Below are 15,956 nucleotides of genomic sequence, written 5' to 3'. Positions count from 1 at the left end.
TAAGCCCTCATATACAAGGTATCCCTCGATATGACACAATCGCCGGTGTAATGAGCCAAAAACACCTTAAAGTCATGCTTTCCCCTGTGATTAGAGGTATTAATAACCGCTCGTGATAATGGTTAAATATATTCTATAAAAGTTTTATTCATCTACTTGTAAATATTATAAAAGTAACCATATATCAATACTATAATGATTTAATAATTCATCAGCCGCTAGTAACAAAGGATGTATATGCACGCCGAAAATTCACTTTCTAACAGTAAAAATATACTCATTAATCTTACTGATCAAAATAGTAGCGATGCTAATTTAAATTACCTATTAACACACTTTTGTGGCACAACAATAACCTGCGCAGCTGATATTACCTGCGTTAATGATCCGCAAAGAATATATGTTATTGGCGATCTTGCAAAACTTGATAGCTGTTTTAATGAGCATGTTGAGCTGTTAGTTATTAAAGAATTTTCTCTTAATATTGAGCCTATAAGTAATGCGACACTAACAACCATTAGCCATGGGCAAGTGCCATTAAATATTCACGGTGCGGGGGTTTATTATCGTAAACTGTTTAGTGATGAATGTGACTATTTTTCAAAAATAAAAGCCGAGCATGACTTTCAACAATTAACAGAGTCTAACAAACCATCAACCGCGCTGCGTAAAGGCATATACATCAGCAAAGTAACGCAAACTAACGCTAAAGACGAGCAACTGCATTTTCATTTACTACGCTGCTCTAGCAATTTAACCGGGGCTACCGACAACCTGCGTGAAACCGACCATCACGTTGTTAATTTGGTAAATGAGGCAGCTAAATATGACTTTACACAGCCTACCGACCTTAATCATGTATTGGCGCAGATTTATGAAAATAAAGCTAAAGATGAAAATAACCCAAAAGATGTTAAAGCAAAAATAAAAGCCCACTCAGATAAAACCAAAGATATGCCAAAAGCGGGGCTAATTGCTTTTTGTACATTTTACGAAAACAGTAAATTTGCTGAGCTAACACCATCAAAAACCGACACATTCGATTGGTGTTATAAAAAATCAAGCGCCCTAACTCGTTTAATCTTTAAGCTTAAACCCACGGTAACTGATGAATCATTAGTAAAAGAATTTACCGTGACTTTATACCCTAACTCGGTGTTTATTATTCCGCTGTCAACTAATCGCTTATATACCCATGAAATACGCCCTTCGGTATTAAACATCGATAAAATTCCTATTAGAATGGGCTATGTAATACGCTGCTCTAATTTAGAAGCGGTTTATACAAACGATAAAACCTTCATAAAAGAAAATGATGAACTCATTGAAATGAAAAATATCAATGACGAAAACATGCTTGATTTAAGAGATGCTTACTACAAAGAAAACAAATACCAAAGCCACGTTGATTACGGCACAGTGCATTTTAGTATGAACTCTGGCGATTATAAAAAGCCGATATTATGACCTTCCCGTTTTATAAAATAACCCTCCCTTGTGATGAGCACTTATTTGCTCATTTACAAGCGCATACCCAATTAGAAAATATAACGAAAGGTCGGCTAGGTAACACGCTGATTAAAAAAACCAGTGCGGGTATTCCCCTTGTTAGAACCACCAGCCAATATCAAAATCCAGCTCAAGCGTTTTTAACCTGCCACCAGCAAATTGTTGAGCATATAAATAAAGCGCTTAAACAACATGCATTACCAGAGACTGACTTTAACAATGCGTTGGTCGAAGTGTATGATGCCAGCTACAGCACCATGAAATATCACAGTGATCAGTGCTTAGACATTAAAAAACCTTCATGTATTGCGCTATTTTCGTGTTACGAAAAACCCGATTTATTAACTGATAAGCATATTAGAACTCTGCGCGTTAAACATAAAAATAGTGACGAGCAATTTGATATACCGCTCACACATAACAGTGTGGTGTTATTTTCAACCGATACCAATGAGCAGTATCATCATAAAATTATATTGCAAAAAACACCTAGTTTTAAAAAGGGTGAAATAGATAATAAATGGTTTGGCCTAACATTTAGAGAGTCAAAAACCTTTATCAAATTTAAAAACGGCCAACCCTATTTAAACAACGGCCAGCGGCTTACTTTCGCAACAGAATCTGAACAAAAACAATACTATAAGCTCAGAGGAGAAGAAAACAAAAGCCTTGAGTTTAACTATCCACCAATCAATTACACATTAAGTGCTGCCGATTTACTTGAGCCTTAAATATATTATTGAAAGTCGGTATGCCACTGGCTGCACTTACACCTGCGCCAGTGATATATAATATCGTCATAAATAATCCTGTTTAATTGTAAGATTTACGACTCGTTATTGCAGCGTTTAGAACCCTGTTGATTTCTAGCCAGTAAGTTAATTTGTGTAATTGCGCGCTCCATTTTTATGCGTGCTGAGCTATTAGCTGAGTGAACGGCTATTGCTGGTGGTACAAAGCCATCAATAAACACTGCCCGCTCAATCCAAAGTAAAACATCATAGCCAGTGCCTTTATTATCATTTCCTAAATCATGATCGAGGCTGAGCTGCTTTACTTTACCGGTCTTCAAAAGTTTAATCACTTCATCGGGCCAATAGGCTCGTAACCAACCGGCTGGAGTTTCCCTCTCATCATCTAAATATACGTTCATAGATTTATACCACTTAAAAAAGTATTCAGACTCTGAAAACAACAGCTAACAACCCTTTAAGTACAAATAGTGAATAACCGTTATTTCCCGGAGGGCGGCGGGGCTTGATTACGAATAAATGCGGGTATATCAAAAATATCTGAAGCTTGAGGTTTATAGATTACAGCATCTGGCTTTTTTAGTTCACTATTAGGCGCTTTATCATTAGGTTCAACAAGCATCTTCGCGCTTGCGCCCGTTGCTATGATCAACAGTTCGTAATTAGTTGCTAAGCTCTCAATTTTAGACACACCACAGATCACTAACGCATTAGGGCTAACTTGCTGGCGAACCGTGTCGGTGATGAGATTATAACTACCCAGTGAAATCTCATCTTTACAGTTTACTTGTATAATAACGCCGGTACTTGATGACATATCAACTTGATTAACCAGCGGATTGTTAAGTGCACTATCAAGTGCGTTTGAAAGTTCATCTTCAAGATCGCACTTGCCTACACCTAATACGGCATCGCCTTGGCAATCCATAATTTTAGCAAAGTCGTTTAAATCAACGTTAATCAAACCTTGATAACACAGCATATCGATTAACGATTTTATTAATGAATGCAATATTTGGTTGCTGTGTTTAAATGCATCAAACAAGCCAACATCATTACCTAACACTTCAATAAGTTGATCATTAGGTAACGTGATCACCGCATTAGCATACTCTTTTAAGGTATTCAGCCCTGCTTGCGCTATGTTGCTTCTAAACTGCCCTTCACTGCTAAAAGGCAATGTCGCTACAAATATCACTGGCTTATTTTGCTCACGCGCAAGCTGCGCTATAAATGGGCTTGCGCCAGTGCCGGTGCCACCACCAAGCCCTGTTGCACACAATAAAATATCGCAGCTATTTATTAATACTAACAGTTGCTCTTTACTCTCTTGAGCAGCCTGTAGGCCAACCTCAGGATCGGCCCCAGCGCCATAACCATGAGTTAACTCAGCACCGATAAGCACGGCATCATCACTTTGTGTATGTTCGAGCACCACTTTATCGGTATTAACACTAAATAACTTAGCCTGCTTACTCTCTCGCTGCTCATAAATACTATTTAACGTATTACAGCCGCAGCCACCAATACCAAATACACCAATAGATAAACCATCTTGCTGCTCAATTAATTGAAACATAACCACTCCTTTCATCTTTAAAAGAAGCATAGCAAACAGGTGCGTCAAGAATTGACGCACCCAGACTAGCTAAGGTCATTAGAGGTAGTTTGTAGTAGCAGCTTTAAGCTTAGAAATAATTCTTTGCCGCAGCTTTTCAGGTTTAATAACCTCAAGCCAATGAGCACATTTAAGCAACTCATCAGTTAACTGCTCTGTATCAATGGTTTGGTAGGTGAGTAATACGTTTTTATCGTCAATATGTTGCTTGTCAATCAGCTCGCCAAGTTCAATAAAACCTTGATTAACCGCCGAATGGCTGGGCACTTTAACAATTAACTCAATAGCTGATTGCTTCATGCCTTTATTAATAGCACTGCGTAACGATTTTAATTGCTCAGCAGTTGGCCCACGTCGTGTTTTTTGTAGTACCTGTACATTACGAATACGGTAAACCGGCATTTGGTAGCATTTATCGTGAAGTTGCCCCACCATAAACTGCACCATTAAAACACCGCCTTGCTCAACTAAGTTATAAAAACTCAATTCAGTAAACTTAAGCCAATGTGCCTCATTGTAAAGTACTCTATAAAGCTCAGCACTCACTGCACGTTTATGCTCAATCGCATGCTCAATTTGCGCAACTAAATGAGTATCAATATTCACCTTTAACGACGATTTTGGAAGGGTTGCAAGCCAGTCAGGTACATGGCCATTAAAACGCTTAAGAGCCTGCTCTGCTTTAGTATGCACAGAGCGTTTCACATCGCTCGGTACAGATTGCGGTAGTAGCTGCTCTAGCAGCAAATAATGTTCAGCGACTTCACTGCTCATTATTTTAGCGCTACCACCTCGCCACTGCGCATTGATAGACCAGCCATACGGTTTACTCCGCGTGTCTTTTTCAAGCCCAAAGCAACCTTGCTCGTAAAGTGATTGGAGGTCTCGCTGGAGCATGCGGGTTGAAAGGTCAAAGCCACGTTCAATTAATTGCTGTTGTAATTGTTGTGTCGAGATAAAGCTTGGCCCCATTGGCACAAGCTCGAGAATAAATAAATGACGATGTGAATTCATTAATAAACTTTTGTATCAAGGAGTAAAATCCGGTGCAGCTGAGCATAATTCATCATAATAATGTGAAAACGCATCATCTCGTTCACTTATAGGGATGACAACTCCATGTAATTGTGAGCGAAGTTGATCCCAGCGTGCATGCAATACCTGCCAATTATATTCGTCATAAGTTCCCTTAAATATAACCTGCTTAATTTCAATAAATGGAAGCTCTCCCCCTTGGTCTTGTTGCTCATAAAACTCTTTCTCCCAACGAGATCCGAGCCTATCAACACGACCTATTTGTTGCTCAACAACGCCAGGATTCCACTCTGGGTGTAATAAATATACGAACCGACAAGCTTGATGTAAATTTAACCCTTCTCTTCCAACTACTGACTGTGCAACTAACACATTAGGAAAACTGTTCTTACGATTAAAACCCAGCTGTAACATACGACGACTTGCCGCTGACGTATTCCCATACATTAAACGCGCCATGCCACCTCTAACATGTTCATACTCTTCTTTTACCCTTGCTTCTATACAGGGCCAAAGCTTGCTTGCTTCTTTTTCATCTAATTGACCATCACCATCGGCATCACCTTCATTTTCTGCTGTGACTGCCCCCATTAGATCTTTAAAACCCTGAGCAACTTCTTCAGATGTTAAATTAAAATCGCTTGAATCTGATAGCTCATAAATAGCACGAGTCATAAAGGTAAGAACAGAATGTTCCTCTGAGCAGGCTTGTTCAACAGATTTTTTAAATGCTTTGAAGAGCTGTTCACAACGTGTATCCAATAAAGAGATAGAGCGCTCTATATTTTCAATTAGATGCTGTTTAGTTTGGTCGACTTGGTTTGCATGTTTTTCATATTGACGTTTTAAACGCTCATTTATTTCATCAATACCCCAATTTAAACCAAGTTGCTTTGACGCAAATTTGGCCGCATGCACTTCAGAGTCATCATTTTCTTTATCACTGATATGAACTTTAGTTTGAGGCCAAAACTCGTTTTTATCTAGCCTGCGTAGCATTTCTCTTGCATTTAATAAATTAACTAATATCCTCATAGGCTTGGTCAACTTACCAAACACTAATGCTTTTTGACCCAACATTAAATTATTTTCAATTTCTGAAATAACTTTTAATAATGCAGGATGTTGATATAACGATTCATCTCCACTTGCATATACTTCAGTGATCTGTTTTTTCCACCAGTGAGCTCGTTGAAGCTTTTTACTATCATCATTGTTCAAATCATTTTCTAGCTCGTCATCGTCAGGGGATGAATAAGCTGAGTTTTCAATAATTCCAGCAATCCCGTGACCATTAGCTAGTGTAAGTCGTGCTCTTTTTGAAGTCGCATCTTGCATAATTGAAGCAGCAGATAGTCCCTCAACAGAGCACACTATTTGCTTCCACTGCCCTGATAGTTCTTCTACTTTGATTTCAACCTGGGTATGCTTCCTATATGCATTAATTGGTAAATTTGAAACAGAGTGAAATTGTTGAATTGTTGGGTCTTGTCGCTTATCTCTTCTTAATAAATAAGGTTTTAACGAATTTTCAAACGCTCTAGCCGCCCGCTGAAAACTCAACCTAGATTGCTCATCAACCTTCCAATATAACTTGAGTTTAGCGACAGCTTTAGCATAGTTATCAACACTCTTTAAAATAGGCTGCTGATCAGATTCGGATAACTCAATTCTATTGAGCATTTGTTGCCATTGCTCAACATTTAACTCAACAGGTGTAGCCGTCATAGCTAACCGGCGACCATTATCATTTTGAATAATAATTTCATTCAAAATTCGGCTTAAGCTGCTGCTTTCACCTCGGCTTTTATGTGCTTCATCTATAACAACTAAGTCAAATGAACCGAGTCCTAAACCTACCGTTTTTTCTAACAAATCTCGATATTCACTTCCAGCAGAAAAATTATCCCCACCAAATGAATTTACACCCCATTCAAAGTTTTCAATGATGCAATTTAAAATTTTCTTTCTAGGATCATTATTCGATAGGTAATATGTTTGTTCAACAATTCTACGTGCGCAATATTCAGCATCCATATATTTTAGGTCTTCATGGCTATTGTAACCATTAGGTAACCTGTTATTTTTAGCTTTTCGCCACTGTGCATACACTTCTGGTAACAGTGCCCAACGACTTGAATGAGAATTACCACCAATGCGCCAATTCGCAAAATTTTGAGATAATAAAATAACCGACTGTTTATCCCAATGCTCTTGCTTATCACCATCAGCCCAAGCAGACATAAAACGCCAGAGACTATTTACTGTGAACTGTGGCGCTAAATCTGCTTCGCGTTCATTAAGCTCTTTTTGCCATTGATATCCTAATGTTGTGGGCACAATAATGGCTGTACGACCACCTGCTTGTTTAACAGCATGGATAAGCTCAACTGCTATTCGTGTTTTACCCATGCCGACTTCATCAGCAATAATTACTCCCGTGTCAGCTATCCTATTTAATATCGCATTTACACTTTCTTTTTGGGTTGAGTTCAAACGCTCATTAAATGCGAGAGTATGTTTTATTATTTCAGCAACCTTTTTCCAACCTAAAAAACTACTCACCTTTGCCTCCAAACGTTATTAACTGATTCAATTCCAAACTATGTTCAATTTTTCTTAATAATGACTCATATAAACGACCTTGTTCAGTACTTGAATCTTCTGCAAAATGAGGTCTAAAAGGGGCTGCCCATAAAGGGGATAATGGATTAATATTAATTTCTTTAAAGTAAGAAATTGCTGCTGATTTACTCATTTGACAAAATATTTGCTCTAAACGATAACACCACTGTTCCCAGTTGAATGGATCTAGTTCTGTTTGTTTTTGTGCTATATGTTCAATCAATAACATCATTTTATTTATATGATAATTAGAACCTGATGTCTCATGCTGACAATTTAATGCCACTGAATGACTTTCATCTAGCACCTCGCCATCGAAACCGTCCTCTGCGGGCAAAGTAGGGAATGCGCCTAGTAAGTTCCATGCGTCATCTATCTCTAACTCAGGCAAAGCGGTTGCTGCCATTCGTCCAAACTCATCGAATACAGGTATATAAATGCTGTGCGTCTCATCTTTGATATTCCACGTAACTTTCACTTGCCTCGGAGTATTATCGGGCCAAATTATATTTTCACCTTTACACTCACACGCGTAATTTTCAGCGTACCAAACTTGATAGCCTTTTATATCATCAGTATTAGGTCGTAATAAGCAACCTGTCTTAGTTAAGCTACAAATAGTAAAATAACTTATCGGTGCAGCTACAAATTCACCTTCGAGTTCTGGCATCCCTTTCCCTGAGCACAACTGCGTAGCATCTGTAATAATCGTTTCTTCATCCCAATTAATAGGCAATTTATCACTAATGCAATTAGCTGAGTCATCTTCGCCATACCAACTCAATTCTTTTGGAGAAAACACAACTCCCGCTTCTAGGTTACCGCCATGCAAACTTGCTTTACTTAAAAAGCCAGGCGTTGTTAAATTTCCTGACCCTAAATACAACCATGATCTTTTGCAGATATCGTCATTTCCATTTTTGGCTGAAAAAATAAACTTTGCATGCAATGATCTTTGATAATTTTTACTTTGATAAACAGCATCGTAAGCAGGCCTAACTGACCAATCATTTGTATTTAATATATCTAAAGTTTGAGCGACTAGTTGACAATTATCAGGGTTGACATAAACATCTTTTTCAGCTGTTTTAGTTAAGAGACCAGCCTGCTGTAATACTTTTTCAATCTCAGAAATCACTTTTGGCACTTTGCTCTTATTATCTCCACCTTCATAAAAACCAGAACCAAGGGCTAAATAATTGCACTTTGTATTATTACTATGTGTTTTTATTAAATGTGGTAACTGTGTGATGAGTGCTTGCTTTGTATTATCAAAAAAGCGAGGTTGTACATTTTTTACTGGCTTAATTTCATCTAAAACATGTTGATAGTGTTTAAACCTTAACGCTGTTGCTGTTGCTTTATTTTCTATTCTTACGCTATTTAATATATCGATATTAAAAAAAGTTAAAGTGTGATTGATAAAATCATTTACCTTGGCAATATCAGTTTGCACTTGATGATCATCACTATAGGCTACTTCATAATCAATCGACCAAACCATATCTAAACTGTCTTCTATTGTTTGGCGTGTCCAATTCCCCGTAGACACAATAACCCTAATAATTTTTTGCTCTGTTAGCTTATTTTTAAATAGTAATAACGCTACTTTTGCATGTAATAATCTAAACTTTTTTTCTGTATTAGATTTAGCTGCTAAATGAACCAACCCAGGGCAGTCAACCGCAGATATCTGGTGATGGCTTGGGTCTAACATCATGGCTAAATAACCACTTCCTTCATAGGCTCTTTGTGATTTAATTGTTTGCGTAAACTTATCAAGTGCATCATTAAAAAAGTGAGTATCTGCAGAATATCCAGTCAACAAGCCAAACTCACCAATACAATCTGTCGGTGGCACAAAATAAGCCGATAAAGAAAGTGGTAATGGATTACTCATCAGCTTTCTCCTTTTTATTTAGCCACATATTGGGCTGCACATTAAAGTCAATATTCAGTAGATACAAGTTCCTAAAACGAAATGAAACGCCTTTTGGAAATAAGCTTTCTGTTTCGCCAGCGTCGCTAGCATCTTGCTGGACTCCACCAAAAGCAGATCCTTTAATAACAGCTTTATCTCTTACTTTAAGTACTAAATTATCTCTTTCAACAACACTTAAAATAATTAATTCATCCTGACTTTGTAAGCATTCACGTGCAAAACTCAGCGCTAATTTATCAGGTGTAGGATCATGGCTTAAATTAACAAAACTAGTTGCTGCCGACTTCACTCTGGTTAATGCGTTTTGTAAATCTAAAGGAGTGCCTTTACGTAAATCTAAACTCCCCGACTTTTCATTAGCAACTGCGGTTTCAATAGCGTCTAATAACATCATCACACTATCTCTGAGTATGAAAAAGTAAGCTCCGCTTTTTATGTCTTTAAAATGTAAGTCTGTTAATTCTGATGGTTTTCGCCAATTAATACATGGGTTTGTATTTATATTACTAACCCACGTTAATGCATTTCTTCTTCGAAGTGCAGACTCATCATTACCAGAAACCAAACGGTCTTTTAAAATAGCTGTAGCGTCTGCCGCTAAACTATAAATTGGCGCTAGCGCCTGTATTAAACCACTCACTCTAGGATTTCTATGATTGCCTAGCACCCACTTAACTAAAAAATTAACAATACTACTGTTATGGCATTTAAGATTAGCGCAGCCGGCAATAACTAACTTCAATCCGTTGTCATTCAAACTATAGCTATTAAATCGCTCTCCTTGTGATTCAACTAACCCAAGCCCTGGTAATAATTGCACAGTAGCCATACGCATAGGCTGTGTTACATAATAATTGTTAGCGCCAACTACTTTATATGATAAATCTTTTGCACCTGCTAACTTGGAGTTTCCCCTTAACCTTTCATCAGACTGCCAATTATTTTTTTCAAACGACAAAATACAGCCGAGCGCTTCAATTGCATTTGCAACTTGTATGTTACTTACCTGCTTACCCTCTAATCTTACTTTTTCAGCCACATGAATGCCCAAACAGGCTAAAAAAACATTTTTACTAAATTTTACCCCACCTAAATTAGGTACTGCCAAGTCATTAAATGCACGTACAGCAACTGCAAGACCCAAGGTGCGAGTGCGTCGTTCAGATTCAAGTTTATCAGGGCCAAGTAGACCCCAGTTTATTATTGTCATGTAAACCTTCTTAGGCCGTTATTTTATTAAAGTAAATAAAAAGCACTCAACCGAAATATTGCAAACTCAGTCAGCAAAATAAACGAGTTATCGGCTGTTTTAAGCCTCTTTCTTTGCTTTCACATTTTGCGCTTGCTCAAATATTTCTTTGTACACTTCATCGCGGCTGATTGGTGGGTATTTAAATTTAGCGAGTATTAAAATTAGCTCTACTTTGAGCGATGATTTAATGTCGTCACGGTTATTCCAATCTACAAATTTTACCTTGTCGTCTACGATAACTTTTACTGCTTGGGCGAGCTCTATTAGTTTATCTTCGGGGTAGTCAAAGTCGTACTTAACCGCTAACATTTTTAGGGCGTCGTAAAAGCCTTTTTCTTCAATATCAATGCCTAGCTCGTCGCCGGCGTTCATTTCGTCGCGTACGCTGTAAATCATATCAACCATGCTTTCTGAAAAGTCATCAAGTACGCTACTTACCAGTACGTCATCTTCTCTTCGCTCGTTGTAGCGCTGTACTAGCGATTCAAAGCGTTTAGTAAAGTCGATACCTTGGGTTTGGTTTACTTTTTTAAGCTCGCCAATGGCTTTAGCTAGCATTTGTTGCAGTATTTTTATTTTGGTATTGGGGAGTTTTATTTTTTCTATTTTGGCGATGTAGTCATCATTAAAAATATCAATCTCGCCGCCGTCTTCATTGCCGAGTTTAAATACTTCCTCAACGCCGTCGCTTTGCAGGGCCTCGGCTATCATTTCACGTACTTTGGAGTTCATTTGCGCGGTATCTGGCGCTTCACCTTTGGTTAGCTTGTAAATAATCGAGCGAATAGCGAGGTAAAAGTGAATGTGGTTACGCTCGTTTTCGTTAATTTTTTCACTACCACAACATACATCGTAAGCGGCTTTTAACCGCTTAACTAAATCCATAAAACGCTTTTGGCGCTTTTCGGTAATTAGTGCAAACTCGGCGGCGTGGTTTAAACAGTTTAGTTGGGCTACGGCTTCACCGCTAAAGTATGGGCTGCTGTCAAAGTTATGAAATAACTGGGCAAGTAGCGCTAAGTGGTTTTTTACTTCAATAACCGAGGCAGTAATGTCTTCAAAGTTGGTTTCGTCAGTTTTTGAATACTGCGCTAACGCTTTATTCATTTGCGATTTAATACCAATGTAGTCAACCACAAGGCCTTTGTCTTTGCCTTCAAACTGGCGGTTAACCCGCGAAATAGTTTGTATTAAGCTGTGCTTTTGCAGCGGCTTATCTATGTACATGGTATCTAAAAATGGCACATCAAAACCGGTTAGCCACATGTCTACCACTATGGCAATTTTAAAGTTTGAATTTTTGTTTTTAAATTGCTTATCAAGCTCTTTACGCGCATCTTTACTGCCAAGTAAATTATATAAGCGTTCAACGTCGTCTTTGCCACGCGTCATCACCATTTTTACTTTTTCAGAAGGAGCAGCAATACGGCCTTCGCTAATAGCGCGCTTTCGCTCGGTATCGGATAGTGTTTGCGCATCTTCAGTATCAATTACATCAAACCAATGTGGGCGGAGTTCTTCTAATTCTTGATAAAGCTGATAGGCAATCCCACGCGAGCTACACACAAACATCGCCTTTCCTGCGACCGTAGAGCACTCTTCAATACGTTTTTCGTAATGTTCAACAAAGTCCCTTGCTAATACACGTATGCGGTCAGGATCGCCTAAAATGCTATTCATGTTAGCGGTAGCTTTTTTACTGTCTTCTATTTGCAGCTCGTTACTGCCTGCATCGGCGCATTCTTTGTAATAGGCTTCAATTTCTGCCAGCTTGCTGTTGTTTAAGCACACCTTGGCAGCGCGGCCTTCGTACACAATGCGTACAGTAATTTCATCTTTAACCGACTCAGTCATGGTGTACGAGTCAACCACTTCACCAAACACATCTAAAGTCGCGTCCACTGGGGTGCCAGTAAAACCAACATAAGTAGCATTGGGCAGTGAGTCGTGCAGGTATTTTGCAAAACCAAAGGTCTTTTTTACACCCTTTTCAGTAATGGTAACCTTTTGATCAAGATTAACTTGGCTGCGATGTGCCTCATCAGAAATACAAATAACGTTAGTGCGGTCAGTTAAAAGCTGGGTGTCTTCGGTAAACTTATGAATAGTCGTTAAAAATACACCGCCACTGTTACGGCCCTCTAATAACTCACGTAAGTGAGTACGGCTGGTAACAGTTTTTACCGTGTCATCGCCAATGTAGGTTTTAGCATTACCAAACTGCTGCGAAAGCTGGTCGTCTAAATCGGTTCGGTCGGTAATTAAAATAATGGTGGGGCTTTTAAGTTCAACGCTTTTCATCAACAAGCGTGTTAAAAATTGCATGGTGTAACTTTTACCGCAACCCGTTGCGCCAAAGTACGTACCGCCTTTACCATCGCCTTGTGGCTTTAAATGCTGTTTTATGTTTTCGAACAGCTTATTAGCCGCATAATATTGCGGGTAACGCGGCACAATTTTTATTTCTTTTTTGCCAGCGCTTTTATTATCAGAATCAGGGAAGAATACAAAATTACGCATTACATCCCGCAATCGCGCTTTATCAAACAAGCCCTGCAATAAGGTATGTAACGAGTTAATGCCCTCTTGCGCGGTCAGCTCTTGCCCCGTTACCTTACCCCACGAGTAAAAAAACTGATACGGCGCAAATACGTTACCCATTTTATTGTTTACGCCATCGCTTATCACGCACAAAGTATTAAACACAAATAACTGCGGAATAGCGCGGCGGTAGCGCACCGTTAACTGCTCATACGCTTCAAATATTGGGGCTTGTTCGCGTATTGCGCTTTTAAATTCAAACACCACCAGCGGTAAACCATTTACATATAAAATGCCATCGGGAATACGCAGTTCTATGTTGTCGTACGTTGTGGGGCTTTGTATTTCTAACTGGGTAACAAAGCGGTAAATATTGTCGTCTTGTTGGTAGGTAACGCTTGCCTCACTTACTTTATCTAAAGCCGCCATAGCACTGCCTGCTACTAGGCTACTTTTAATACCTTGCGCAACGTTGTCGTAATCAAGCAGCTGAATATACAAATCTTTTTGCGCTGCACTGCCTGCTACCCTGCCACGCTCACGTGTCAATACTTCCCGTTTAAGTAAGAATCCATCACTGAGCCACTTACAAAAGGTTTTATTGCTCTCGTATAAATCACTGGCAGGCAGCTTTTCAAGCTGTGCAATAATTGAGTCAACTTCACCGGTGGTAATATTATTGTTAGCATAACGTTTGGTTAAAAAAGCCCGTAAGTCGTCTTTAATTAATACCTCACTATTATTACGGCTCAGCTCACCACCCAATAAATGCGGGTAGCCTTGCTCGCCTAATAGCTCAACCACCGCGTGTTCTAATTTGGCTTCAGTAAATTTCATCAAACATCCTTATTGTTATTATTTTGGCTTTTAAACGCACAGCTCAGGTTATTAATTGACTATTTCTTCATCAATGGCGACATCGGGTATTTGCAGTTCGCCAGAGATGAGTTTGGGTAGTAAAGTATTTCGTAAACTTTCAAGTTGGTTGATATTTAATTTGTTGAAATCTATCTTGTTAAAATAATCCTCGATTACTCTGTCAAACCTATAAAGAACTTCTACTGAAGGAAAAAGTAGCTCTAAGCTATTAAGTACTTTAGTTGTCATGCTTGGTACAGCTGACCCTACATTCATTGCTGCAAAGTCTAAAGCTTTCAAGTGATAAAACATAAACTTTGCAACCTTTGGTACTTTAGGGATCGTGTAAAACATAGTATCAACAGTCCAAAATGAGCCATTTATATGCATAATATTACTCAAAGTGCCTTTCCTAGGGATAAGTACAGACTCCCCCTCATACAAAAAACTTTCTGCATAACGCATAAGTCCGCCCGAGCCGTAAACAGGATACTTTCCATCATCTAATTTTTTGTGATCTTTACCATATTTAACTTCAAGTAAATCACTTAGATATTTTTGCTTCCAACCCTTTGGTATCCAGCCTAGTTGTTCGTTGTGTTCGAACTCATTGGGGAAGTGGGCGTGGGTGTTGGCGTGTTGGGTTAATATGTTAGGGTTAGCGTTAACGTTTGGTTTAATGGGTGTTTCAGCTGCTTTTTCTGATACTTGCACTGCTGCGTGTGTTGCTTCTTTTGTTGGTAGCTGTGCTTGTAATTCGTGAGGGATCGCACTGAGTGACGCTTTGTATTGTGCCACATTTTTTAAACTGTTCAGTGCCGCTAAGCGGCGCTGTGCTTTTTGTATTAACTCGTCAGGCAAACTAGTGTCGAGGTTGTCTACGTTAAAATCAACGCTGGCAAGGAGATTGTCGAACACCGGATCAAAATCAACAAACCAACTTTTAAATAGCGCCTGCGCCATTTGTTCAAGGGTTTGGTTAGCTTTTTTGTTTAGGCTTATCTTGTTATTAATAGCATTTAAAGTATTAATAACTTTTCGTTGCGTTTTTATTTCAGGAATGTGGATATCGAAGTCTGGTAACTCTCTTAATGAAATTCGTTCAACTGTTGCCCCATGAATTGTACGTTTTTTTATTTCTTGTTGGAAAACAGGTGACAGGTAAGCATATAGTAAATACTCTGGGAGAACTTTCGATTGATCCGGCCTTAGCAACCCCATTCGCCTTCCTAAACAAGCAGTTACACCAGCAGGCATTAATGCGGCTTCACCAAGCCTAGTTTCGTATGAAAAGAGTACATCTCCTACTTGGGGCGTTACCCTTTTAGTCCACTTTTTGAATTGCTCCTCGCTAAGATGGGCAGATTTAGAAAGATCTAATTGACCATTTACGAGGCTTGATATACTTAAAAAATAAGGACCTACATCAATTTTCTTTGGCGTAGCATGTGGGCCATCAAAAACTTCAGCTATATCTCTTATCTTCATCAGATATTTACTCCCCATAACCCAGCGCCTCCAAATTTTTACGAATGGCTTTATCAAGCTCATCGCTGTGCTTCATTTGGCTATAAAGCGTTTGGCTAAATGCGAGTTGTTTATATTTATTATTTTTCATTGTTTAACACCTGCCAATATCCGTCTTTTTTTGATCCGATCCGCTTTATTACTTTATGATCTTTTAACCATTTAATATGACGTTCAACCGTTGCCGTACCTAAATCAAGCTTTTTAGCGAATACCTTTGTAGACAATGAAGGCGCTTGCTTAATACACGTTAACAATGGTTGAATATTTTTTGGAATAGCAGTTTGATGATTTATT

11 protein-coding genes and 1 pseudogene are annotated in these 15,956 nt (G+C 38.7%); 2 read left to right on the top strand and 10 right to left on the bottom strand.

All coding sequences use genetic code 11. The features are described 5' to 3' along the window. Positions 1 to 237: 237 nt before the first annotated feature. Both H5232_RS10605 and H5232_RS10600 read left to right on the top strand, forming a co-directional pair. Positions 238 to 1,467 (top strand): hypothetical protein, encoded by a 1,230-nt coding sequence (locus tag H5232_RS10605; RefSeq protein ID WP_182768086.1) that lies wholly within the window; start codon positions 238 to 240, stop codon positions 1,465 to 1,467. Continuing rightward, the gene (locus H5232_RS10600) at positions 1,464 to 2,240 is read left to right on the top strand and encodes an alpha-ketoglutarate-dependent dioxygenase AlkB (protein ID WP_182830849.1); all 777 of its coding nucleotides are present in this window, start codon (positions 1,464 to 1,466) and stop codon (positions 2,238 to 2,240) included. Before H5232_RS10605 ends, H5232_RS10600 begins: the two co-directional genes overlap by 4 nt. 95 nt (positions 2,241 to 2,335) lie before the next feature. Here H5232_RS10600 and H5232_RS10595 read toward each other — a convergent pair whose 3' ends face one another. The 10 genes and pseudogenes from H5232_RS10595 to H5232_RS10550 form a co-directional block, all read right to left on the bottom strand. Next, positions 2,336 to 2,662, bottom strand: a complete 327-nt coding sequence (locus tag H5232_RS10595) for a cyclic-phosphate processing receiver domain-containing protein (RefSeq protein WP_182784692.1) — start codon at positions 2,660 to 2,662, stop codon at positions 2,336 to 2,338. Positions 2,663 to 2,742: 80 nt separating this feature from the next. Then, positions 2,743 to 3,840 (bottom strand): cell division protein FtsZ, encoded by a 1,098-nt coding sequence (locus tag H5232_RS10590; protein WP_182830848.1) that lies wholly within the window; start codon positions 3,838 to 3,840, stop codon positions 2,743 to 2,745. A 78-nt stretch (positions 3,841 to 3,918) separates the two neighbouring features. Beyond that, positions 3,919 to 4,893 (bottom strand): YafY family protein, encoded by a 975-nt coding sequence (locus H5232_RS10585; RefSeq protein WP_182830847.1) that lies wholly within the window; start codon positions 4,891 to 4,893, stop codon positions 3,919 to 3,921. Positions 4,894 to 4,908: 15 nt separating this feature from the next. Further along, positions 4,909 to 7,479: a DEAD/DEAH box helicase family protein gene (locus H5232_RS10580; RefSeq protein WP_182830846.1), complete on the bottom strand. Its 2,571-nt coding sequence runs from the start codon at positions 7,477 to 7,479 to the stop codon at positions 4,909 to 4,911. Then, complete coding sequence (locus H5232_RS10575; protein ID WP_182830845.1) at positions 7,472 to 9,439, bottom strand: hypothetical protein; 1,968 nt, start codon at positions 9,437 to 9,439, stop codon at positions 7,472 to 7,474. The genes H5232_RS10580 and H5232_RS10575 overlap by 8 nt, the downstream gene beginning before the upstream one ends. Then, complete coding sequence (locus H5232_RS10570) at positions 9,432 to 10,691, bottom strand: hypothetical protein (RefSeq protein WP_182784685.1); 1,260 nt, start codon at positions 10,689 to 10,691, stop codon at positions 9,432 to 9,434. Before H5232_RS10570 ends, H5232_RS10575 begins: the two co-directional genes overlap by 8 nt. Before the next feature lie 99 nt (positions 10,692 to 10,790). Next, positions 10,791 to 14,111 carry a type I restriction endonuclease subunit R gene (locus H5232_RS10565; RefSeq protein WP_182830844.1) on the bottom strand — a complete coding sequence of 1,107 codons (3,321 nt, stop codon included), beginning with the start codon at positions 14,109 to 14,111 and terminating at the stop codon, positions 10,791 to 10,793. Positions 14,112 to 14,162: 51 nt separating this feature from the next. Continuing rightward, a complete protein-coding gene (locus H5232_RS10560; protein ID WP_182830843.1) occupies positions 14,163 to 15,638 on the bottom strand; it encodes a restriction endonuclease subunit S in 1,476 nt (491 codons plus the stop codon). Then, positions 15,628 to 15,750 carry a hypothetical protein gene (locus H5232_RS10555; protein WP_259398545.1) on the bottom strand — a complete coding sequence of 41 codons (123 nt, stop codon included), beginning with the start codon at positions 15,748 to 15,750 and terminating at the stop codon, positions 15,628 to 15,630. The genes H5232_RS10560 and H5232_RS10555 overlap by 11 nt, the downstream gene beginning before the upstream one ends. Then, positions 15,740 to 15,956 (bottom strand): annotated as a pseudogene (locus H5232_RS10550) (hypothetical protein); the annotation flags it as partial. The pseudogene H5232_RS10550 and the gene H5232_RS10555, both read right to left, overlap by 11 nt.

The organism is Pseudoalteromonas sp. SG41-5 (genome assembly GCF_014164495.1).
GTDB lineage: Bacteria > Pseudomonadota > Gammaproteobacteria > Enterobacterales > Alteromonadaceae > Pseudoalteromonas > Pseudoalteromonas rhizosphaerae.
Note: the sequence above shows the minus strand (reverse complement) of the source record. Positions and strands in the feature narration are given on the sequence as shown.

Bases quoted from the DNA above. Each gene is read 5' to 3' on its own strand.
- H5232_RS10605 (WP_182768086.1), top strand. From the start codon at position 238: ATGCACGCCGAAAATTCACTTTCTAACAGTAAAAATATACTCATTAAT.
- H5232_RS10600 (WP_182830849.1), top strand. From the start codon at position 1,464: ATGACCTTCCCGTTTTATAAAATAACCCTCCCTTGTGATGAGCACTTA.
- H5232_RS10595 (WP_182784692.1), bottom strand. From the start codon at position 2,662: ATGAACGTATATTTAGATGATGAGAGGGAAACTCCAGCCGGTTGGTTA.
- H5232_RS10590 (WP_182830848.1), bottom strand. From the start codon at position 3,840: ATGTTTCAATTAATTGAGCAGCAAGATGGTTTATCTATTGGTGTATTT.
- H5232_RS10585 (WP_182830847.1), bottom strand. From the start codon at position 4,893: ATGAATTCACATCGTCATTTATTTATTCTCGAGCTTGTGCCAATGGGG.
- H5232_RS10575 (WP_182830845.1), bottom strand. From the start codon at position 9,439: ATGAGTAATCCATTACCACTTTCTTTATCGGCTTATTTTGTGCCACCG.
- H5232_RS10570 (WP_182784685.1), bottom strand. From the start codon at position 10,691: ATGACAATAATAAACTGGGGTCTACTTGGCCCTGATAAACTTGAATCT.
- H5232_RS10565 (WP_182830844.1), bottom strand. From the start codon at position 14,111: ATGAAATTTACTGAAGCCAAATTAGAACACGCGGTGGTTGAGCTATTA.
- H5232_RS10560 (WP_182830843.1), bottom strand. From the start codon at position 15,638: ATGGGGAGTAAATATCTGATGAAGATAAGAGATATAGCTGAAGTTTTT.
- H5232_RS10555 (WP_259398545.1), bottom strand. From the start codon at position 15,750: ATGAAAAATAATAAATATAAACAACTCGCATTTAGCCAAACGCTTTAT.